This window comes from Oleisolibacter albus (genome assembly GCF_003336875.1).
GTDB lineage: Bacteria > Pseudomonadota > Alphaproteobacteria > Azospirillales > Azospirillaceae > Niveispirillum > Niveispirillum album.
This window is the reverse complement of record NZ_QGNJ01000004.1, coordinates 342021-362079: the sequence shown is the minus strand read 5'-3', so window position 1 is coordinate 362079 and position 20059 is coordinate 342021. Positions and strand designations below refer to the sequence as shown.

Annotated in this window: 21 protein-coding genes and 1 riboswitch; of the genes, 7 read left to right on the top strand and 14 right to left on the bottom strand. The window is 69.5% G+C overall.

Annotated elements, in window-relative coordinates; genetic code table 11:
• Window positions 1-172 precede the first annotated feature (172 nt).
• Genes hutH through DK368_RS08205 form a run of 4 tightly spaced genes read right to left on the bottom strand, consistent with a single transcriptional unit; the run spans window position 173 to window position 5757 of the window.
• Entirely contained in the window at window positions 173-1756 is a 1584-nt protein-coding gene (gene hutH, locus DK368_RS08220; RefSeq protein ID WP_114393431.1) for a histidine ammonia-lyase, read from the bottom strand.
• Entirely contained in the window at window positions 1753-2622 is an 870-nt protein-coding gene (gene hutG / locus DK368_RS08215; RefSeq protein WP_114393430.1) for an N-formylglutamate deformylase, read from the bottom strand. The genes hutH and hutG overlap by 4 nt, the downstream gene beginning before the upstream one ends.
• Window positions 2623-2638: 16 nt before the next feature.
• Window positions 2639-4321 (bottom strand): urocanate hydratase, encoded by a 1683-nt coding sequence (gene hutU, locus DK368_RS08210; protein WP_114393429.1) that lies wholly within the window; start codon window positions 4319-4321, stop codon window positions 2639-2641.
• Between the two features lie 50 nt (window positions 4322-4371).
• A complete protein-coding gene (locus tag DK368_RS08205) occupies window positions 4372-5757 on the bottom strand; it encodes a formimidoylglutamate deiminase (protein ID WP_114393428.1) in 1386 nt (461 codons plus the stop codon).
• A gap of 156 nt (window positions 5758-5913) precedes the next feature.
• Here DK368_RS08205 and hutI point away from each other — a divergent pair, with 156 nt between their 5' ends.
• A complete protein-coding gene (gene hutI / locus DK368_RS08200; RefSeq protein ID WP_114393427.1) occupies window positions 5914-7161 on the top strand; it encodes an imidazolonepropionase in 1248 nt (415 codons plus the stop codon).
• A 21-nt stretch (window positions 7162-7182) separates the two neighbouring features.
• Here the strand turns inward: hutI and DK368_RS08195 are convergent, their stop codons facing one another.
• A complete protein-coding gene (locus DK368_RS08195; protein ID WP_205028092.1) occupies window positions 7183-7995 on the bottom strand; it encodes a UTRA domain-containing protein in 813 nt (270 codons plus the stop codon).
• 89 nt (window positions 7996-8084) lie between these two features.
• Here DK368_RS08195 and DK368_RS08190 point away from each other — a divergent pair, with 89 nt between their 5' ends.
• Window positions 8085-8540, top strand: a complete 456-nt coding sequence (locus DK368_RS08190) for a hypothetical protein (protein WP_114393426.1) — start codon at window positions 8085-8087, stop codon at window positions 8538-8540.
• On the opposite strand, the gene DK368_RS08185 is transcribed toward DK368_RS08190, so the two are convergent.
• Window positions 8482-9462 (bottom strand): LysR family transcriptional regulator, encoded by a 981-nt coding sequence (locus tag DK368_RS08185; protein WP_114393425.1) that lies wholly within the window; start codon window positions 9460-9462, stop codon window positions 8482-8484. The two genes, DK368_RS08190 and DK368_RS08185, sit on opposite strands and share 59 nt — an antisense overlap.
• Before the next feature lie 107 nt (window positions 9463-9569).
• Between DK368_RS08185 and DK368_RS08180 the strand changes: the two genes are divergently transcribed.
• Window positions 9570-10412, top strand: coding sequence for an SDR family NAD(P)-dependent oxidoreductase (locus DK368_RS08180; RefSeq protein ID WP_114393424.1), 843 nt, complete (start codon window positions 9570-9572; stop codon window positions 10410-10412).
• Between the two features lie 28 nt (window positions 10413-10440).
• On the opposite strand, the gene DK368_RS21725 is transcribed toward DK368_RS08180, so the two are convergent.
• The 7 genes from DK368_RS21725 to DK368_RS08150 all read right to left on the bottom strand — a co-directional run bounded on the left by DK368_RS21725 (window position 10441) and on the right by DK368_RS08150 (window position 15835).
• Complete coding sequence (locus DK368_RS21725; RefSeq protein ID WP_193552266.1) at window positions 10441-10611, bottom strand: hypothetical protein; 171 nt, start codon at window positions 10609-10611, stop codon at window positions 10441-10443.
• A 67-nt stretch (window positions 10612-10678) separates the two neighbouring features.
• On the bottom strand, window positions 10679-11242 hold the full coding sequence (locus DK368_RS08175) for a pseudouridine synthase (protein WP_114393423.1): 564 nt from the start codon (window positions 11240-11242) through the stop codon (window positions 10679-10681).
• Window positions 11243-11253: 11 nt separating this feature from the next.
• Window positions 11254-12129 (bottom strand): TrmH family RNA methyltransferase, encoded by an 876-nt coding sequence (locus DK368_RS08170; RefSeq protein WP_114393422.1) that lies wholly within the window; start codon window positions 12127-12129, stop codon window positions 11254-11256.
• 129 nt (window positions 12130-12258) lie between these two features.
• Window positions 12259-13233 carry a tripartite tricarboxylate transporter substrate binding protein BugD gene (locus DK368_RS08165; protein ID WP_114393421.1) on the bottom strand — a complete coding sequence of 325 codons (975 nt, stop codon included), beginning with the start codon at window positions 13231-13233 and terminating at the stop codon, window positions 12259-12261.
• A 40-nt stretch (window positions 13234-13273) separates the two neighbouring features.
• Window positions 13274-14785 (bottom strand): tripartite tricarboxylate transporter permease, encoded by a 1512-nt coding sequence (locus tag DK368_RS08160; protein WP_114393420.1) that lies wholly within the window; start codon window positions 14783-14785, stop codon window positions 13274-13276.
• Window positions 14785-15231: a tripartite tricarboxylate transporter TctB family protein gene (locus tag DK368_RS08155; RefSeq protein WP_162305929.1), complete on the bottom strand. Its 447-nt coding sequence runs from the start codon at window positions 15229-15231 to the stop codon at window positions 14785-14787. Before DK368_RS08155 ends, DK368_RS08160 begins: the two co-directional genes overlap by 1 nt.
• Before the next feature lie 220 nt (window positions 15232-15451).
• Entirely contained in the window at window positions 15452-15835 is a 384-nt protein-coding gene (locus DK368_RS08150) for a VOC family protein (RefSeq protein ID WP_114393418.1), read from the bottom strand.
• Window positions 15836-16076: 241 nt separating this feature from the next.
• Between DK368_RS08150 and leuD the strand changes: the two genes are divergently transcribed.
• From leuD to DK368_RS08135, 3 genes are all read left to right on the top strand, one after another.
• On the top strand, window positions 16077-16691 hold the full coding sequence (gene leuD, locus DK368_RS08145) for a 3-isopropylmalate dehydratase small subunit (RefSeq protein ID WP_114393417.1): 615 nt from the start codon (window positions 16077-16079) through the stop codon (window positions 16689-16691).
• A gap of 104 nt (window positions 16692-16795) precedes the next feature.
• Window positions 16796-17911 carry a 3-isopropylmalate dehydrogenase gene (gene leuB / locus DK368_RS08140; protein ID WP_114393416.1) on the top strand — a complete coding sequence of 372 codons (1116 nt, stop codon included), beginning with the start codon at window positions 16796-16798 and terminating at the stop codon, window positions 17909-17911.
• Window positions 17908-18432: a GNAT family N-acetyltransferase gene (locus tag DK368_RS08135; protein ID WP_162305928.1), complete on the top strand. Its 525-nt coding sequence runs from the start codon at window positions 17908-17910 to the stop codon at window positions 18430-18432. The genes leuB and DK368_RS08135 overlap by 4 nt, the downstream gene beginning before the upstream one ends.
• Window positions 18433-18495: 63 nt before the next feature.
• Here the strand turns inward: DK368_RS08135 and ribB are convergent, their stop codons facing one another.
• Window positions 18496-19173 carry a 3,4-dihydroxy-2-butanone-4-phosphate synthase gene (ribB, locus tag DK368_RS08130; RefSeq protein ID WP_114393469.1) on the bottom strand — a complete coding sequence of 226 codons (678 nt, stop codon included), beginning with the start codon at window positions 19171-19173 and terminating at the stop codon, window positions 18496-18498.
• 146 nt (window positions 19174-19319) lie between these two features.
• Window positions 19320-19473, bottom strand: a riboswitch (FMN riboswitch).
• Window positions 19474-19774: 301 nt separating this feature from the next.
• Here ribB and DK368_RS08125 point away from each other — a divergent pair.
• Window positions 19775-20059 (top strand): FeoA family protein, encoded by a 285-nt coding sequence (locus tag DK368_RS08125; RefSeq protein WP_114393414.1) that lies wholly within the window; start codon window positions 19775-19777, stop codon window positions 20057-20059.

Below are 20059 nucleotides of genomic sequence, written 5' to 3'. Positions count from 1 at the left end.
TCTCTCCGGCCTCAACCCGCGCCAACGCAGCCAACTTCTCCTCTAAACTACGTCGCTTGCCCATCAGCCCTCTCCTCTCAAGAGAACTGTAGCTTTTCCAGATGTCCCAGTTTAGGGGGGCAGTCCAGCTTAAGGTCGCCTTTGGTCGCCTTTGCGGTGCGTTGCCCCGGCCTCAGCCCTCGATCCAGGGCGGGCAGCCCCCCAGGGTCGTGCCGCCCGCCGCGCCGGCCCGCACCAGATCCTTGGCCGCGGCCAGATCCGGAGCGAAGTAGCGGTCGCCGTCCCAGAAGGCCACGCGGCCGCGCAGCAGCCCATGGGCCGCCTCCAGCGCCGGGGAGGAACGCAGGGGCCGGTGGAAGTCCAGCCCCTGGGCGGCCTCCAGCAGTTCCACGGCCACGATGCCGGCGGCATTGTCGGCCATGTCGCCCAGCCGGCGGGCGGCCCAGGTGGCCATGCTGACATGGTCCTCCTGGTTGGCCGAGGTGGGGATGCTGTCAACGCTGGCCGGATGGGCCAGCCCCTTGTTCTCCGAGGCCAGGGCGGCGGCGGTGACCTGGGCGATCATGAAGCCGCTGTTCAAGCCCCCGTCGCGCACCAGGAAGGCCGGAAGGCCGCCATTGTGGTTGGGGTCCACCAGCATGGCCGAGCGGCGCTCCGACAGGGTGCCGATCTCCGCCAGGGCCAGGGCCACCTGATCGGCGGCGAAGGCCACCGGCTCGGCGTGGAAATTGCCGCCGGACAGGATATCGCCCTCCCTCCCCTCGCCGGCGGCGAAGACCAGGGGGTTGTCGGTGACGGCGTTGGCCTCCACCGCCAGCGTGCCGGCGGCCATGCGCAACTGGTCCAGGCAGGCGCCCATGACCTGGGGCTGGCAGCGCAGGCAATAGGGGTCCTGCACCCGGGTGCAGTCGCGGTGGCTGTCGCGGATGGCGCTGCCGGCCAGCAAGCCGCGATAGGCCGCCGCCGTGTCGATCTGGCCGCGATGGCCGCGGATGGCATGGATGCGGGCATCGAAGGGGGTGTCGCTGCCGCGGGCCGCGTCCACGCTCATGGCCCCGGCCAGGATGGCGGCATCGAACACCGTCTCGGCCGCGAACAGGCCGGCCAGGGCCAGGGCGGTGCTGACCTGGGTGCCGTTCAGCAGCGCCAGCCCCTCCTTCGGGCCCAGTTCCAGCGGGGCCAGCCCGGCCAGGGTCAATCCTTCCGCTGCCGGAACGATCCGCCCGCGGTGCCGCATCTCCCCCACGCCCAGCAGGGGCGCCACCAGATGGGCCAGCGGCGCCAGATCGCCGGAGGCACCGACCGAACCCTTGGCCGGAATGACCGGATAGACCTCGGCCTCCACCAGCCGCAGCAGCGCCTCGATGGCCGGGGCGCGCACGCCGGAATAGCCGCGCAGCAGGCTGGCCGCCTTCAGCACCAGGATCAGCCGCACCACGGCATCGTCCAGCAGCGGGCCGGTGCCGGTGGCATGGCTCAGCACCAGATTGCGCTGCAACTCGGCTAGCCGGTCCGCCTCGATGCGGGTGCGGGCCAGCAGGCCGAAGCCGGTATTGATGCCATAGACGGTGCGGCCGCGGCCGATGACCTCGGCCACCGTGGCGGCCGAGGCGGCGGCCCGGGCCAGATCACCGGCATCGGCCACCACCCGCACCGGTCCCGCCAGCACGCGGCGCAGATCCACCAGGGTCAGGCGTCCGGGGGCCAGGGTCAGGGCCGGCGGCGGAGCGGCGGGGCGGGAGGGGGGGAGGCTCATTGGCGGGGTCCAGTCAGCGGGGCGGCGGGGTGATGGGCCGCGGCGGCGGCCAGGAACGTCTCCAGCAGGCGGCGCAGCACGGGGCGGAGGCCGGCGGTCGCGGCCGGGTCCAGGGCCGGGGTCAGGGGCGGGTCCGGCGGGACGGCGGCGGGCGCCGCCGCCGGGCGGGGGGCCAGATGGGTGGCCTGGGACAGTTCCAGCTGCAGGGCATGGACCCCCTGCGCCGGCTGGCCATAGGACCGGGTGATGTGGCCGCCCTTGAAGCGCCCGTCGAGGACGGCCGTCATCCCGGCGGCGCTCCTGGCGGCGTCCAGCACGGCGGCGGCCACCGCCGGCGGGCAGGCGCGGCCGTCATTGCTGCCGAGATTGAGGTCGGGCAGCCGGCCCGGGAACAGGCGCGGCAGCACCGGCGCGATGGAGTGGGCATCCCACAGCAGGGCATAGCCGTGCGCGGCCCTGATCCGCTGCAGCTCCGCCGCCAGGGCCGCATGGTAAGGCGCCCAGATCCGCTCCCGGTGCGCCGTCTTCTCGGCCGCGGTCAGCGGGATCCGCCAGACCGGCCCGCCGTCGAAGGTCTCCGCCGGGAACAGGCCGGTGGTGGTCTGGCCGGGATACAGGCTCTCATCCGTGGCCGGGCGGTTGAGGTCCACCACATAGCGGCTGTAGCGCGCCACGATGCGGCTGGCGCCCATGGCGTGCAGGAAATCATAGAGATCCGGCAGCAGCCAGTCGGTGTCGGGCAGCGTCCCGGCCTGCGGCGACAGCCGCTCCGCCAGCCCCGGCGGCAGCGCGGTGCCCACATGGGGGAAGGAGACCAGCAGGGGAATGCGGCCGGGGGTCAGGACATAGGGGGGATCGGGGATCATGGCCGGCACCGTTGGTTCATCCCAGCATCGGCATATCGACACCCAGACGGCGGGCGCAGTCGATGGCGTCCGCATAGCCCGCGTCGGCATGGCGCATGACGCCGGTGGCCGGATCATTCCACAGGGTCCGCGCCAGCCGGCGGGCGGCGTCCTCCGTCCCGTCGCAGAGGATGACCATGCCGCTGTGCTGGCTGAAGCCCATGCCGACGCCGCCACCATGGTGCAGGCTGACCCAGGTGGCGCCCGAGGCGCAGTTCAGCAGGGCGTTCAGCAGCGGCCAGTCGGACACGGCGTCGGACCCGTCGCGCATGGCCTCGGTCTCGCGGTTGGGGCTGGCGACCGAGCCGCTGTCCAGATGGTCGCGGCCGATGACCACGGGGCCGATCTCGCCCCGCGCCACCATCTCGTTGAAGGCTAGGCCGATGCGGTGGCGGTCGCCCAGCCCCAGCCAGCAGATGCGGGCCGGCAGCCCCTGGAAGGCGATGCGCTCCCGCGCCATGTCGAGCCAGCGGTGCAGATGCGCATCGGCGGGCATCAGTTCCTTGACCTTGGCGTCGGTGCGGGCGATGTCGTCGGGGTCGCCGGACAGGGCGGCCCAGCGGAACGGCCCCTTGCCCTGGCAGAACAGCGGCCGGATATAGGCCGGGACGAATCCGGGGAAGGCGAAGGCGTCGGCCAGCCCCTCCTCCCGCGCCATCTGGCGGATATTGTTGCCGTAATCCAGGGTGGGAATGCCCATGGCGTGGAAGTCCAGCATGGCCTGCACATGCGCGACCATGCTGCGGCGCGCCGCGGCCTCCACGGCCTTTGGCTCGCGCTCCCGCCGCTCCAGCCACGCCGCCACGCTCCAGCCGGCGGGCAGATAGCCGTTGATGGGGTCGTGGGCGCTGGTCTGGTCGGTGACCACATCCGGGGTGGCGCGCCGGTCGCCGGCCTTGGCCCGGCGGGCCAGTTCCGGGAACAGCTCCGCCGCATTGCCCAGCAGCCCGACCGAGACGGGCCGCCCGGTTTCCCCCGCCTCGGCCATCCAGTCCAGCGCCTGGTCCAGGCTGTCGGTCCGGCGGTCGAGATAGCGGGTTTCGATCCGGCGCTCGATGCGGCTGGCCTGGCATTCCACGGCCAGACAGGAAGCGCCGGCCATGGTGGCGGCCAGGGGCTGGGCCCCGCCCATGCCGCCCAGCCCGGCGGTGAGGATCCATTTGCCGCGCAGGTCGCCGCCATAATGGCGCCGGCCGACCTCGACGAAGGTCTCGTAAGTGCCCTGCACGATGCCCTGGGTCCCGATATAGATCCAGGACCCGGCCGTCATCTGGCCGTACATCATCAGCCCCAGCCGGTCGAGTTCATGGAACGTGTCCCAGCTGGCCCAGTGCGGAACCAGGTTGGAGTTGGCGATCAGCACCCGCGGCGCATCGGCGTGGGTGCGGAACACACCGACCGGCTTACCCGACTGCACCAGCAGGGTCTGGTCCGCCTCCAGCCGCTTGAGGGTGCCGACGATGCGGTCGAAGCTCTCCCAGTCGCGGGCCGCCCGGCCGATGCCGCCATAGACCACCAGCTCCTCCGGCCGTTCCGCCACCTCCGGATCGAGATTGTTCATCAGCATGCGCAGCGGCGCCTCGGTGGCCCAGGATCGGGCGGTCAGGGTCAGGCCGCGGGGGCTGCGGATCAGGCGGCTGTTGTCGCTGCGGGTCGGCATGGGCGGACGGTCCGGGTCTGGGGTGGGGGAACGCGGGAAGCGGGCGGCGGCTAACGCAGCAGCCGGTCGAGCACGCGGCGATAGGCGGCGGCGATGGCGGCTTCGTCGCGGTGGTGGCCGTCGCGGATGACCGGACGGCCGGAGACATGCACATCACGGATGGGGCTGGCTCCGGCCTGGGCGAAGACCAGCGCATCCAGCAGCAGGTCGCCGTCGCGGCCCAGCAGGGCGGGATGATCAGGGTCCAGCACCAGCCAGTCGGCCCGGCAGCCTGGCTCCAGCCGCCCGGTGGGGCGGCCCAGGGCCTGTGCCCCGCCCTCCGCCGCATCCAGCCACAGGCGGGCACCCAGATGCGGGCTGCGGCCCGGCAGGTCCAGGGACCGGCGCCCGCTGATCAGGCGCTGGCCGTAATGCAGCCAGCGCAGCTCCTCCCGCGCATCGACGCTGATATGGCTGTCGCTGCCGACGCCGAAACGGCCGCCATTGCGGCGCCAGACCTCCCAGCGGAACAGCCCGTCGCCCAGATTGGCCTCGGTGGTGGGGCAGAGACCGGCCACGGCGCCGGTGGCGGCCAGCCGGCGGGTCTCGGCCTCGGTCATGTGGGTGGCGTGGATCAGGCACCAGCGGGCATCCAGCGCCAGCGTCCCCAGCAGCCATTCCACCGGCCGGGCGCCCAGATGCGCCTCCGCCTCCTCCACCTCCTTGGGCTGCTCGGCGATGTGGATATGCAGGGGGCCGGCGGGATCGGCGTCGGTCCAGCCGGCCACGGCCTCGCGCAGGGCGCGGGCGGGCACGGCGCGGATGGAATGCAGCGCCAGCCCCAGGCGCAGGTCCGGCCCGGTCTCCGGCGCCAGCCGCGCCAGCAGGTCCAGCAGGCCGGCGGGGGTGCCGGCGAAGCGCCGTTGCCCCTGGGCCAGGGGCCGCCCGTCCAGCCCGCCGACCATGTACAGGACCGGCAGATGGGTCAGGCCGATGCCGGCCGCCCGTGCCCCGGCGATCACGGCCCGCGACAGCGCCGCCGGATCGGCATAGGGGCGCCCGTCCGGCGCCTGGTGCAGGTAATGGAACTCGGCCACGGCGGTGTAGCCGGCCTTCAGCATCTCCACATAGAGCTGGGCGGCGATGGCCTGGACGTCCTCCGGCGTCAGCCGCTCGACGAAGCCGTACATGGTGCGGCGCCAGGACCAGAAACTGTCACCGGCCGGCCCGGCCTGTTCCGCCAGCCCGGCCATGGCCCGCTGGAACGCATGGGAATGCAGGTTGGCCATCCCCGGCACGATGGGACCGGACAGGCGTTCGACCCCGTCCCCCGTCAGCCGGTCCGGCACCGTATCGGGCGTGACAGCTGTCAGCGTGCCGGTCCCGTCCACCTCCAGCCGCACATTGCGGACCCAGCCCTGGGGCAGCCGGGCGGCAGGCGCGAAATAGCTGGGCATGTCCGTTCCTCCCCGCCAGCGGTGGCCGCGTTGTCCCACCCGATGTCGTCCGCCCCGGCTTTCAGTGGCTTCCGTCACGGATGCGTCGCTTGTCTATACAACCAGTCTAGCGGTAGGCTGCCCGCCGGACAAGGGCGCGGAATCGGGAGGTACGGCATGGCGGCACCGGCATGGGATACGCTGTGGCTGGACGGGCATCTGGCGACGCTGGCCCCCGACCGGGCGGACAGCGGCGATGCCTATGGCAGCCTTGCCGACGGTGCCCTGGCGGCCAGGGACGGCCGCATCGCCTGGATCGGCCGCCGCGCCGACCTGCCTGGCCGACCGGAGGATCTGGCCCGGCGCGTGGTGCAGCTGGACGGGCGCTGGATCACCCCCGGCCTGATCGACTGCCATACCCATCTGGTCTTCGGCGGCGAGCGCATCGATGAATGGGAGCGCCGCCTCAACGGGGAAAGCTATGCCGATATTGCCAGGAGCGGCGGCGGCATCGGTCGCACGGTGCGCCTGACCCGCGCGGCGGACGAGGACGCGCTGCTGGCCGGCGCCGCGGCTCGGCTGCGGCCGCTGCTGGCCGAAGGGGTGACCACGGTGGAAGTGAAATCCGGCTACGGGCTGGAGCTTGAGGCCGAGTTGAAGATGCTGCGGGTGGCCCGCCGCCTGGATGCGGTGCTGCCGGTGTCGGTCCGCGCCACCCTGCTGGCCGCCCATGCCCTGCCGCCGGAGTTCGCCCGGGACCGGGCCGGCTACATCACCCTGATCTGCGAGCAGATCATCCCGGCCGCGGCGGCGGAGGGACTGGCCGATGCCGTGGACGCCTTCTGCGAAACCATCGCCTTCACGCCGGAGGAGACGGCGCGTGTCTTCACGACGGCGCAGGCGCACGGGCTGCCGGTGAAGCTGCATGCCGACCAGTTGGCGGACAGCGGCGGGGCAGCCCTGGCCGCCCGCTTCGGCGCCCTGTCGGCCGACCATATCGAATATGCCGATGCGGCCGGGCTGGATGCCATGGCTGCCGCCGGCACCGTGGCCGTGCTGCTGCCCGGCGCCTTCTACCTGTTGCGGGAAACCCGGATGCCGCCGGTGGCGGGGTTGCGCGCCCGCTCCATTCCCATGGCCCTGTCCACCGATCTCAACCCCGGCACCTCGCCGATGCGCTCGCTGCTGCTGACGCTGAACATGGGCTGTACCCTGTTCGGACTGACACCGGCGGAGGCGCTGGCCGGCGTGACCCGCCATGCCGCCCGCGCCCTGGGCCTGACCGACCGCGGCATGCTGGCACCGGGCCTGCGCTGCGATCTTGCCCTGTGGGAGATCGAACGTCCGGCGGAGCTGGCCTATTGGCTGGGGGGCAGCCGCTGCAGCGGCGCCGTGCTGGCCGGGGTGGACCGGGTCCTGCCCTGACCCCCTATGCCTTGTCTGGTCCTAGATCTTGTCGGGACGGAAGCGTCCGCCCAGCCGGTAGCGGGAGCCGGGGAACCACAGATCGGCCACGGAAGCCACGCGCGCGCCGTCGCCCTCGCCCCCGCCAGCCATACTGGCCGGCACATTGGCGCCCCCGCCGCTCCAGGTACGGCGACGCAGCAACAGGCAGGGCTCGCCCACCGCCATCTCCAGGGCGCGGCGCACCTCCTCGCCGGGGATGACAGCCTCCACCAGATGCTCGGCCTCCTGCAGCGGCACGGCGGCCAGGAGATATTCCGACGGGGTCATAGCGGGGAAATCCTGCTGCAGATAGGCGGGTGCCAGCAGCGGCAGCACCCAACGGTCCTCCAGCTGCAGCGGCCGCCCGTTCTCCCGGTGCAGCAGCACGGAATGGAACAGCGGCGTTCCCGGCGGCAGGCCGAAGGCGGTGGCCACCAGCTCCGGCGCCGGTTCACGGGCCAGACGCAGCAGCACGGCCTGATGCCGGCCGCCGCGGGCGGCGATCTCCTCGGCGATAGGGCGCACCTCCAGCACCGTGCCCAGCGGCTTCGGCGCGGCGACGAAGGTCCCCAGCCCGGCGATGCGGGTGAGATAGCCCTCCGCCGTCAATTCGCGCAGGGCGCGGTTGGCGGTCATGCGGGAAATGCCGAAGGCCGCCACCAGCTCATGCTCCGAAGGCACGCGGTCGCCGGGTTTCAGCGCCCCGGCGGCAATGCTGTCCAGCACATGGGTCTTGACCCTGCGGTAGAGCGGTTCCCCCTTGCCTGTCCCCTGCCCTTGCTCCCGGTCCGCCCCGGCTACCACGGCATCCACGTCATGTCCCCATGTCCGACTGTTGACGCAGCATAACCGACGCCGCCATGGTCGCAACCATCGGCAGAACCGCCGGGGACAGGAGCCCCATGACCAAGCTCTTTCTCGATCTCGACGGCGTGCTGGCCGATTTCAATCGCGGGGTGGAGACCATCACCGGCCGCCGGCCCGATCAGCAATCGGCGCGGACCATGTGGGCCGCCCTGGCCCGCGCGCCCGATTTTTTCGGCACGCTGGAGCTGATGGCCGATGCCCGGACCCTGTGGGACCATTGCCTGCCGCACCGGCCGGTGATCCTGACCGGACTGCCGCTGGGCAGCTGGGCGGCGGCGCAGAAACGCCGCTGGGTCGCCGCCATGCTGGGAGCGGAGGTGGAGGTTGTCACCTGCATGGCCCGCGACAAGCCGGACTGGTCCGGTCCCGGCCATGTGCTGGTGGACGATCGGGAGAAGACCAAGGACAGATGGGAGGCCCGCGGCGGCGCCTTCATCCTGCACCGGACGGCCGCGGACTCGATCCGGCAGCTGCGGGCGTTGGGGCTGTAGCGCTCTGGCCACCGCCCGCACATTGTCCCCGCACGCTATCAATGAAGGCGCGCAGGGCCGGAGCCATCTGCCGCTGCTGCGGATAACAGAGGAAAATGCCGGGAAAGGGCTCGGACCATGCCTCCAGCAAGGGAACCAGACGCCCCGCCTGCAGATGGGTGGACACCGCACTGTCGACGGCGAAGGCGATGCCGACACCGCGTAGAGCGGCTTTGATGGCCATCTCCTTATCATTGACGATCAAGGGACCATCCACCGCCACATCGAACCAGGCACCGTTACCGAAGAACTCCCAGGCATAGAGCCGCGTCTGGCCTGGCCAGCGCCAACAGATGCAGCGGTGCTGCAACAGCTCCCGCGGATGCTGCGGCCGGCCATTCCTGGCCAGATAATCCGGCGAAGCCACGGCAATCTGGCGCATATCCGGCCCCAGGCGCACCGCGATCATGTCGCGCTCGATCACCTCTCCGATGCGCAGCGACACATCGAAACCGCACCGGACAACGTCCACCACCGTGTCATCCAGGGTGAGGTCCAGCACAATCTCGGGGTAATCGCGATGGAATCCGGCCAGCATCGGCTCAATGTAGCGGTCCGCTGCCGAGCGGAAACTATGTACCCGGATTGTACCTGCCGGGCGCGCCTGCGTCTGACGCAGCTGACCGAGGGCCGCCCCCAGCTCGTGAACCGCGGGTTGGACCCGCAGGAACAGGCTCTCCCCCGCCGAGGTCAAGGCGACGCTGCGGGTGGTGCGTTGCAGGAGCTGGGTGCCAAGCCTGTCCTCCAGCCCACGGATCAATTGGCTGAGAGCCGACGGAGTGATGCCCAGACCCTCCGCCGCACGGCTGAAACTCAAGGCCTCCGCCACCGCCAGGAAAGCGCGGAGTTGGGTGTAGTCACTGCTGCGCAGAAGCGTGTCCATGGGGTAAGCAGAACATCTTTTAGAAATACTAACAAGGCCCGTTAGTTTTCCCGGCATTCTGTAGCTGCCGTGGTGGGGCTATCTGCATCGGCGAAAGGAGACCCACCATGGCAACGTGGCTTATTACGGGTATTTCGCGCGGGTTGGGGCTGGAACTGGCAAAAGCCGTGCTGGCTGCCGGCGACACGGTCATCGGCACAGTTCGGGGCGCGCCCCCGGCCATCCCCGAGACAGAAGGCTCGGCAGCAGCGGGCCGGCTGCATGTCCTCAAGGCCGATCTGGCCAACGAGGGGGCCGCGGCGGAGGTGGTCCACCGGGCCTTTGCCCTGGCCGGCCGCATCGACGTCATCGTCAACAATGCCGGCTATGGCCTGCTGGGCGCGGTGGAGACCAGCACGGACGACCAGTTGCGCCGCCTGTTCGACGTCGATGTGTTCGCGCCAATTCGCATCGTCCGCACGGCCCTGCCCTATCTCCGGACCCAGGGCGGGGGGCATATCGTCACCATAACTTCCATTGCCGGGCGGGCGCCATCAGTGGGGTCGGCGCTCTATGCCGCGGCCAAGTACGCGCTGGAAGGGTTTTCCGCTGCCCTGGCACTGGAGGTGGCACCGCTGGGCATCAAGATGACGGCGGTGGCGCCCGGCGCCTTTCGCACCGACTTCCTGTCAGATCATTCTGTACAGTGGAGTGGCGACGCGGACGCGGCCTATGCCGATACCATCGGCCACAGCAATGCGGTTTTCGCCGGCAATCACGGCCGGCAGGCCGGCGATCCTGTCCGGGCGGCTCAGGTGATGCTGGCCGCCGTGCGGGCGGAGTCCCCGCCCCGGCAACTTCTGCTGGGGTCCGACGCGCTGCGGCGGGCGCGGGAGAAGCTCAGCGCCACCATCGCAGAGATGGATGTCTGGGCAGCGCAGACACGGAACACCGACTTCCCCGGCAGCTGACGGGTGCCCCCTGCGCAGGGCCGGGCGCCTATCGCCCGGCCCTGCGCAGGATCCAGCGGAAACCGAGATAGGCCAACGCCGCCAGCAGCGACAGCAGCACGGCCATCATGGCCAAGCTGCCAAGGATCGCCTGCAGCGTGTCCCAGAAGCCGAACTGGGCGATGAGGATCACGAGCAGCAGCAGGATGACGAAGGGCACGGGCGCAGCTCCCTGGCGGACATGCCGGGGCAACGCCCGGGGCGCGGACGGGTTCCCGCGACGGCCGTCAGCGTCCGGGGCGGACGGGCATCGGCACCGCGCGCCAGCAGCCTGGGGCCAGCCCCTCCAGGGTCCAGTCGCCCACGGACCAGCGGATCAGGCGCAGCGTGGGGAAGCCGATGGCGGCCGTCATGCGCCGGACCTGGCGGTTACGGCCCTCGCGCAGCACGATCTCGATCCAGGAGGTGGGCACCGACTTGCGGAAGCGCACCGGCGGCGTGCGCGGCCACAGACCAGCCGGTTCGTCGATACGGCGCACCTCCGCCGGCAGGGTGGCCCCGTCCTTCAGGGTGATGCCGGTGCGCAAAGGCGCCAGATCGGCGTCGGCCGGATCGCCCTCCACCTGCACGCGGTAGGTCTTGGGCCATTTGTGCCGGGGCTGGCTGATGCGGGCGATCAGCCCGCCATCATCGGTCAGCACCACCAGCCCCTCGCTGTCCCGATCCAGCCGGCCGGCGGGATAGACGCCCGGCACGTCCACATGGTCCTTCAGTGTGGCGTGGCCGGTTCCCTCATCGGTGAACTGGCACAGCACATCATAGGGCTTGTTCAGCAGCAGTACCCGTGCCATCGGCCCGTCCCTCAGCCCCGCGTCAGCAGATAGGCCAGGATGGCGGCGGTCGCCGACACATTCAGCGACTGCACCCGGCCGCTGCCGGGAATGGTGGCCAAAGCGGCACAGGCAGCCTGGGTGGGTGCGGGCAGACCCTGCTCCTCATTGCCCAGAACCAGGGCCACGGGCTTTCCTTGGGTGGGCGCGGCCAGCAACTGTTCCAGCGGCGTATGGCCGCCAAGGGCGGTGCCGATGGTGCGGTAGGCGCCGCCCAGCGCAGCCAGCACCCCGGCGAAGCCCGTGGCCCGGTAGAGGGTGACATGCTCGAAGCCGCCCTCGGCCACGCGGTAGGCGGAGTCCGACGGCAGGGCCTGGCCGGGATGGTCGGACAGCACCAGCCGCTCCAGCCCGAAAAAGGCGGCCGTGCGCACGATGGCGCCGAGATTGTGCGGATTGCCGACCCCGTCCAGCAGCAGCAGCGGATGCCCTGCGGCGGCCCAGCGGGAGGCGTCCGCCAGATCGAAGGGCAGGACCGGGCGCGGCGCGGCCACGGCGACGATGCCGCCATGCAGCGGCGTGCCCGCCACCTTCTCCATCTCCTCCGGCCCGACCAGACGGTAGGGGCGGCGGCGGGCCGCAAGATGGGCACAGAACGGCCCCACCTCGCCCTTCAGCCGGTCCTCGTAGAACAGCCGCTCCACCCGGTCGGGGTCACGGGCGAACAGGGCCTGCACGGCCGCCAGTCCGGCGATGCGCAGGGGCCTCGTCCGGCGCGCGTCCTCGGCGGCAGCCGCACCGGCCTCTGCTCCGGCACCGGGATTGCTGCCGAGGGTCAGGGTCGGCCGGCGGGCGCTGCCGGAGGGTGGGACGGGCGGGCGGCTATGGGAACCCTTGCGGCTGGTCATCGAACGCGTCCATCGGGGCCGCGATGGCGGCCGAGGACAGGGGTTTCGCGTGGGCCGCCGGAAAAGGCAAGTCCGGATGCGACCCTGCCGGCGGGAAGACCACCGGCAGGGTACTGACGGAAGCATCGATCAGTCCGCGAAGACGCCGGCATCCTGGATGATGGGGCGCCAGCGCTCGATCTCCGCCTTGACGAACGCGTCCAGCACCTGCGGCGTGGCGCGGTCAGCGCTGACCGGCTCGGTGCCCAACTCGGCGAACCGGGCCTTGACTGTGTTGTTCTTCAAGGCGGCCAGCAGGGCGCCGTTCAGCTTCTGCACCACATCGGCCGGGGTGCCCTTGGGCGCATACAGACCGTGCCAGACCGCCACCTGCACGCCGGGCAGGCCGGCATCCTTGGTGGTGGGCAGATCCGGCAGTGAGGCCACCTTGGTCGGCGTGGTCACGGCATAGGCCTTGATAGCGCCGCCCTTGATCTGGCCCGTGGTGTTGGTGGTCTGGTCGCACATGACATCGACCTGTCCGCCCACCAGATCATTCATGGCCGGACCCGTGCCCTTGTAGGGAACGGTGGTCAGCTGGGTCCCGATCTCCTTCATGAACAGCATGCCGCAGAGATGGGAGGCCGCGCCGACGCCGGCATTGGCCAGGGTCACCTTGTCGGCATTGGCCTTCACATAGGCCACCAGTTCCTTCAGGTCCTTGGCCGGAAACTCCTTCTTGGCCACGATGGTCATGGGCACGTCGGTGACGAGGCCGATGCCGGCGAAGTCCGTGGCCGGGTTGTAGGGCAGCTTGCGGTAAAGCGTGGCCGATGTCGCCTGCCCGATATGGTGCAGCAGCAGGGTGTAGCCGTCGGCGTCGGCCTTGGCCACGCGGGCGGCGCCAAGGGTGCCGCCGGCCCCGCCGACATTCTCCACCACCACCTGCTGGCCAAGCGTCTCGCTCATGGACTGGGCCACCAGCCTGGCCACGGTATCGGTGGGACCGCCGGCGGCGAAAGGCACCACCATGGTAATGGGGCGCGAGGGAAAGGACTGGGCGAAGGCCGATCCGGCCGCGGCGACCAGAGCCACGGCGGCGACGGCAAATGTCTTCAGACGCATGAGGTCCTCCCGGGATTGTTCGTTGATAATGACGGCGGTCTCAGTCCTCTTCGTGGAAGACCTCCTCGCGCCGTTTGCGCACCGACGGCAGCAGCACGACCGCCAACAGCCCGACGGCCACCAGAAGCAGGAAGGCGCTGATGGGACGGGTGATGAAGATCGCCGGGTCGCCGCGGGCGATCAGCAGGGCACGGCGCAGATTCTCCTCCAGCAGCGGTCCCAGCACGAAGGCCAGGAGCAGCGGCGCCGGCTCGAATCCGTGTTTCAACAGGAAGTAGCCGACAAGGCCGAACAGGGCGACCAAGAGCACGTCCACATGGGAACTGTTGATGGTGTAGACGCCGATGCAGCAGAACAGCAGGATAGCCGGGAACAGGAGCCGGTAAGGCACCCGCAGCAGCCGCACCCAGATGCCGACCAGTGGCAGGTTGATGATGACCAGCATGGCGTTGCCGATCCACATGCTGGCGATCATGCCCCAAAACAGGGTGGGATTTTCGGTCATCACCGTAGGGCCGGGGATGATGCCCTGCATGGTCATGGCGCCCACCATCATGGCCATGACGGCGTTGGGCGGAATGCCCAGGGTCAGCAGCGGGATGAAGCTGGTCTGGGCGCCGGCATTGTTGGCGCTTTCCGGCCCGGCCACGCCTTCGATGGCGCCCTTGCCGAAGCGTGACGGTGTCTTCGACAGCTTCTTTTCCAAGGTGTAGCTGGCATAGGGCGCCAGCACCGCGCCATTGCCCGGCAGGATGCCAAGGACCGAGCCGATGCCGGTGCCCCGCAGCACCGGCAGGGCGGACTGCTTGATGTCGCGCCAGGTCGGCATCAGCCCGATGATGCGGCCACCCAGCACACTGCGATCCTCCGCATGCTTCTCCAGGTTGCGCAGGATCTCGGCAATGCCGAACAGGCCCACGGCCAGGGTGGTGAAGTTGATGCCTTCGGCGATCTGCGGGATGCCGAAGGTCATGCGCGGCTCCCCCGTCTCGATGTCGGAACCGACCGATCCCAGCAGCAGCCCGACCAGGATCATGGCCACGGCCTTCACCACCGAGCCGCTGGCCAGCACGGTGGCGCCGACCAGGCCCGTCAGCATCAGCGAGAAATATTCGGCCGGGCCGAATTTCTGGGCGATGCCCGCCAGCAGCGGGCCGAACAGGGCCACCAGGAACGTGGCCACCGAACCGGCGAAGAAGCTGCCCAGGGCGGCGATGGCCAGGGCCGGCCCCGCCCGTCCTTGCCGTGCCATCTGGTGCCCGTCCAGGGTGGTGACGACGCTGCTGGTCTCCCCCGGCATGTTGACCAGGATGGCCGTGGTACTGCCGCCATACTGGGCACCGTAATAGATGCCGGCCAGCATGATCAGCGCGCCCAGCGGGTCGAGATAGAAGGTGATGGGCAGCAGGATGGCGATGGTGGCGATGGGACCGAGGCCGGGCAGCACGCCGATCAGCGTTCCCACCAGCGCACCGATGAAACAGAGGCCGAGATTGATGGGCGTGACCGCCGCACCGAACCCGAGCGCGAGATTGCTGAAGACCTGATCCATCAGAACCTGGGCCAGATGGCCAGCGGAAGGTTGAGGGCGACCTTGAACAGCAGCACTGTGAACAGCACCAGACCGGCACCGAACAGCAGCGTCTCGCGCCAGCGCAGGTCAGGCGCGGCGAAGGAGCCGATCAGCACGATGCCAGTGCCGGCCACCACCATGCCCAGCGGCCGGATGGCGAAGGAAAAGAAGATGATGGCGACGATGACCGGCAGCAGATGGCGCCAGCCCCAGGAATCCAGGCCCGGACCGGCGACGATCAGACCGCGCCCGGCGATGAAAACTCCGAAGAGGCCGACACCTCCCGCCAGCAGGGTCGGAAAATAGCCCGGCCCCATGCGGGCGGCCCGCCCCATGTCGAGATCGCTGATCTGACTGAAGGCCAGAACCGACAGGGCCACCAGGGCCAGACCGCCGACCAGATCCTGTGCGCTACGTCCCCGCATGGCCCGTCCCGTTGCTGACGCGCCATGACGACCCGACCGCTCCACCCATGCGCCGTTGCCTCCCGAGAACCGCACCCCGGCCTTCATCCGGACCGTTGGGCAAGCGGTTCATTGTTCTGTCAAACTTTGTATATCGATCAGAGGCTTGGCGCAATTGCGCAGGATGCCCCCCTGCTAAGGTCGGGGGCAGCGGCCAAGGATGTCCGCAGGGAAAATCCGGTCAGGCGCCGGTGAACTCTGTCCCGGCTTCCACGAAGACCAGCCGGTTGCCCCAGGGATCGCAGCAATGGAAGCTGCGTTCACCGCTGCCGGCCTCTTCCGGCAGGTCCTGCATCGGCTCCGCATCGAAGCGGGCGCCGGCCGTGCGGGCACGGGCCAGGAAAGTCTCCAGATCATGCACGGCCAGCGCCAGCGGGGCCGCCGCAGCGGGGACCGGTGCGCCACCTTCCGCCGCCCCGTCGACACAGGCCAGGATCGATCGGCCCACATCGAAATACTGCTGTCCCGGAGAAATCCGACGGCCCGGCTGGCCCAGAAGCGCGGCATAGAAGGTGCTCGCCGCATCAATGTCGGTCACACCCAGGATCACCCGGAACAGGCGCATGGCATTCTCCGCGCTGGATCGCTCCCACCAGCCCACTCTACGCCGAGTATGTCCGCCGGACCAGATCGTGGCCAGGCCGTGTCCCCGCGGCGTGCGGCCCCACCTGCTGGCAGAACAGGCGACGCTCGGAGTCGCTATGTTTCGTCGCAGGTCAGGTCTGCGCAAGTCTCTTGCGTATTTTCCACAGCATCCGGCTGTGGCATGGTGCTGTGGCATATTCCGATGCACGGACGTCAAGATCATGGACAAGTTCACGCAGTTGACCGGTGTCGCCGCCCCCCTGCGGCTGATGAATGTCGATACCGACATGATCATCCCGGCGCGCTATCTGAAGACCATCAAGCGCACCGGTCTGGGGGAAGGTCTGTTCGCCGCCCTGCGCTTCAACGGGGATGGCAGCGAAAAGCCGGACTTCGTGCTGAACCGCCCGGCCTACAAGGGGGCCAGGATCATCATCGCCGGTGACAATTTCGGCTGCGGCTCCTCACGCGAGCATGCACCCTGGGCTCTGGCCGATTACGGCATCCGCTGCGTCATCGCCCCCAGCTTCGCCGACATCTTCTTCAACAACTGCTTCAAGAACGGCGTGCTGCCCATCGTCCTGCCTCAACCTGTCATCGACCGGCTGATGGACGCGGCGGACAACGGCGCCAACGCCACCTTCACCGTGGATCTGGACGCCCAGACCATCCATCTGCCCGATGGCGGCAGCGTGCCCTTCGAGGTGGAGCCGTTCCGGCGCCAATGCCTGCTGAATGGCTGGGACGATATCGGCCTGACCTTGCGCAATGCCGGAGAGATCGACGGGTTCGAGGCGGCGCAGCGCGCGACCCAACCCTGGCTTTGGGCATCCTGAGTGGATGTGCGCTTTGCGCCCGGCCCTGACCGGGCGTAGATCTTCACTGAGATGACGACAGGGCCGCCGGTCCGCGGCCAGATGATGAGAGACAGAGGTAGCAAATGTCGGTTGCGGGTTCCCTCCTTCTCCTGCCGGGCGACGGCATCGGCCCCGAGGTCATGCGCCAGGTGCGCCGGGTCATTGAGTGGCTGGGCAAGCGGCGCGGCATCGAGTTCAAGGTGGAAGAGGGGCTGGTGGGCGGCTGTTCCATCGACGCCCACGGCGTACCGCTGACCGACGAGACCATGGCCCGCGCCCTGGCCGTGGATGCCGTGCTGCTGGCGGCGGTGGGCGGTCCGAAATGGGACGCGCTGGGCTTCGACAAGCGCCCGGAGGCCGGCCTGCTGCGCCTGCGCAAGGAGATGGAGTTGTTCGCCAACCTGCGCCCGGCCACGGTGTTCGATGCGCTGGTGGACGCCTCCACCCTGAAGCCCGAGGTGGTGCGCGGCCTGGACATCATGATCGTGCGCGAGCTGACCGGCGGCGTCTATTTCGGGGAGCCGCGCGGCATCAGCACCCTGCCCAATGGCGAGCGCCGCGGCATCAACACCCAGATCTATGACACCCACGAGATCCATCGCGTGGCCCGCATCGCCTTCGAGCTGGCGCGCAAGCGCGGCAACACCGTCTGTTCGGTGGAGAAGGGCAATGTCATGGAGTCCGGCCTGCTGTGGCGGCAGGAGGTCATCGCCCTGCACAAGGCCGAATATGCCGACGTCACGCTGACGCACATGCTGGCCGACGCATGCTCCATGCAGCTGGTGCGCAACCCCAAGCAGTTCGACGTCATCGTCACCGACAACCTGTTCGGCGACATGCTGTCGGACGAGGCGGCCATGCTGACGGGCTCCATCGGCATGCTGCCCTCCGCCTCGCTGGGCGCCGCCGACGCCCAGGGCAAGCGCAAGGCCCTGTACGAGCCGGTCCACGGCTCCGCCCCGGACATCGCCGGCCGCGACATCGCCAACCCCATCGCCATGATGCTGTCCTTCGCCATGGCGTTGCGCTGGTCCTTCGACCTCCAGACCGAGGCCGAGTTGCTGGAGCAGGCCGTGGAGAATGTGCTGAAAACCGGCATGCGTACCGGCGACATCATGCAGCCCGGCATGGCCAAATGCTCCACTTCGGTCATGGCCGACACCATCCTGCGAGAGATGGACAAGCTGGTCGCGGCGTGAGCCAGAACGTGGGGGCCGCGAGTACGACCGGCGGTCACCCTGTCGGCGGCCACCATGTCCGGCTGGCCACGCCGGAGGATGCGGAGGCCGCTGCCGCTCTGATCGCGTCCCTCTGCCTGGAGGATGGGCTGGGGCGGACGGCGCTGACGCCGGAGCGATTCCGCGCCGACGGCTTTGGCCCCTTGCCTCTGTTCCGCGCCTTGCTGGCCGAACGGGATGGCCGCCCAGCCGGGATCGTGCTGCTGACCCACGGCTATGACAGCGTCAGCGCCACGCCGGGACTGGTGCTGGAGGATCTCTACGTGGAACCGCTGGCGCGGCGACACGGCGTGGGCACGGCCCTGATGGCCGCCGCCGCCCGACTGGCCCGCGACGAGGGCGGGCACTGGCTGGCCTGGCACATGCGCCGGACCAATGTGCGGGGCCAGCTGTTCTACCGTGCCCTGGGCGCCGATCAGGAGGATGTGGTGCTGATGTCCCTGGCGGACGAGGCATTCACAGCCCTGGTCAACAGGGGCTGAGGGACCCACCGTCACCCGGCGGGCACCCCCGGCCATCAACTTGTCCTGTGCATGCGGCCCGGTTCAGGCCGCCTGAGCCCGACCGGCGCAGGCCAGCAGATCCTCGATACTGACCAGCGGCATGGCATGCTCCTTGGCAAAGCGCACGAGCTCCGGCAGACGGGCCATGGTGCCGTCGGGGTTCATCACCTCGCACAGCACCCCAGCCGGACGGCGGCCGGCCTGTTGCATCAGATGGATCGTGGCCTCGGTATGGCCACGGCGGGCGGCCAACCCTCCGGCATTGGCCCGCAGCGGGAAGACATGGCCAGGACGGGCCAGATCCTCCGGCCGGCAGGCCGGGTCCACCGCCGTGCGGATGGTGGTGACGCGGTCGGCGGCGGAAACGCCAGTGGTAACGCCCTGCTTGGCCTCGATGGATACGGTGAAGGCCGTGCCGTAGCGGGAATTGTTGCTGTCCACCATAGGCGGAAGCTCCAGCATCCGGGCACGCTCATCGGTCAGCACCAGACAGACAATGCCGGAACAGGTGCGGATCATCAGGGCCATCTGCTCGACCGTCAGGCTGTCGGCCGGGTAGATGATGTCGCCCTCATTCTCGCGATCCTCGTCATCGACGACAATAACGCCGCCACCTGCCCGGATCTGGGCGATGGCCCGGGCCACCCGCTGTTCCGGCGTGCCGAAAGCAGCCAGCAGGTTGTCCGGCGTGGAGGCGATCTGGAAGGAAAAATCGGTCATAATCTGATCCAAAGGTCTCACTCCTGTGTGGGGCGAGCCTGAATCAGGGCGCATAAGGAGACCCGGCAGGACCGGCGGATGCCGTACTGCCGGCGCAGACCAACGATGACCGCCCCTCCCCTGCGGGAAGGCCGATCCTGCTGGCCGCTCGTCCTCTTCCATCCGGACTGTAACCGTCGGCTCCGGCCTTGCACCGGATCTGCTGACCCCGGAACCGAAGCCCCGGGCGCTCGCGGGCTCCCCCTCCGCGCTGGAGAGAATACCGCCGGTCGGGAATTGCACCCTGCCCTGAGAACAAGCATCGAAAACACCGCCCCTGGAAGGGCGGCCGGGTCAGATTTGTCCCCGTGGCATCCCCCTGTCAAGACCGGGAGCACCGTGCCACAGGTGAGGCCACGGTCATGCCCGCCGACAGGGGCAGGGCCATACAACGCCGGCGTGCCGGGGATTTGCCCCTTACGCCTTGTCCGGGTTCCAGCCAGTGGACACCCGCAGCGGCCGCAGAGCTGAACCATCCCCCTTGTCACAGAGTTGCGCTTGCATCCGGCTGCGATTTGTTCTCAATTGCCAACTCGCTTCCGATTGCTGTGGTGGTGCTCCCGTGTCGTTGCTTACCAACACCTCCTCGACCGTGCGCCTGGGTGGCGGGCGGCGTGGCCTGCGCGGACATGTTGCCGGACTGAGCCCGGTCGACGTTTCGGGCATCAACCGGGATGAGTTGGAACGGCGGCTGATCGAGATGGGATTCATTGAGGGCGCCCGCATCGAACTGCTGCATGAAGGACCGTTCGGCCGCGACCCCATCGCCGTCCGTGTCGATGACACCACGGTGGCCCTGCGCCGCCGGGACGCCAATCTGGTGATCGTGACGGTCCAGGAGGGTTGA

Coding starts and splice junctions, on each gene's coding strand:
- DK368_RS08165 (WP_114393421.1), bottom strand. CDS start 13,233: ATGCGTCTGAAGACATTTGCCGTCGCCGCCGTGGCTCTGGTCGCCGCG.
- DK368_RS08180 (WP_114393424.1), top strand. CDS start 9,570: ATGGCAACGTGGCTTATTACGGGTATTTCGCGCGGGTTGGGGCTGGAA.
- hutU (WP_114393429.1), bottom strand. CDS start 4,321: ATGCCGACCCGCAGCGACAACAGCCGCCTGATCCGCAGCCCCCGCGGC.
- ribB (WP_114393469.1), bottom strand. CDS start 19,173: ATGACCGATTTTTCCTTCCAGATCGCCTCCACGCCGGACAACCTGCTG.
- DK368_RS08185 (WP_114393425.1), bottom strand. CDS start 9,462: ATGGACACGCTTCTGCGCAGCAGTGACTACACCCAACTCCGCGCTTTC.
- DK368_RS08190 (WP_114393426.1), top strand. CDS start 8,085: ATGACCAAGCTCTTTCTCGATCTCGACGGCGTGCTGGCCGATTTCAAT.
- DK368_RS08160 (WP_114393420.1), bottom strand. CDS start 14,785: ATGGATCAGGTCTTCAGCAATCTCGCGCTCGGGTTCGGTGCGGCGGTC.
- DK368_RS08155 (WP_162305929.1), bottom strand. CDS start 15,231: ATGCGGGGACGTAGCGCACAGGATCTGGTCGGCGGTCTGGCCCTGGTG.
- DK368_RS08175 (WP_114393423.1), bottom strand. CDS start 11,242: ATGGCACGGGTACTGCTGCTGAACAAGCCCTATGATGTGCTGTGCCAG.
- DK368_RS08170 (WP_114393422.1), bottom strand. CDS start 12,129: ATGACCAGCCGCAAGGGTTCCCATAGCCGCCCGCCCGTCCCACCCTCC.
- DK368_RS08150 (WP_114393418.1), bottom strand. CDS start 15,835: ATGCGCCTGTTCCGGGTGATCCTGGGTGTGACCGACATTGATGCGGCG.
- DK368_RS08205 (WP_114393428.1), bottom strand. CDS start 5,757: ATGCCCAGCTATTTCGCGCCTGCCGCCCGGCTGCCCCAGGGCTGGGTC.
- hutH (WP_114393431.1), bottom strand. CDS start 1,756: ATGAGCCTCCCCCCCTCCCGCCCCGCCGCTCCGCCGCCGGCCCTGACC.
- hutI (WP_114393427.1), top strand. CDS start 5,914: ATGGCGGCACCGGCATGGGATACGCTGTGGCTGGACGGGCATCTGGCG.
- leuB (WP_114393416.1), top strand. CDS start 16,796: ATGTCGGTTGCGGGTTCCCTCCTTCTCCTGCCGGGCGACGGCATCGGC.
- hutG (WP_114393430.1), bottom strand. CDS start 2,622: ATGATCCCCGATCCCCCCTATGTCCTGACCCCCGGCCGCATTCCCCTG.
- leuD (WP_114393417.1), top strand. CDS start 16,077: ATGGACAAGTTCACGCAGTTGACCGGTGTCGCCGCCCCCCTGCGGCTG.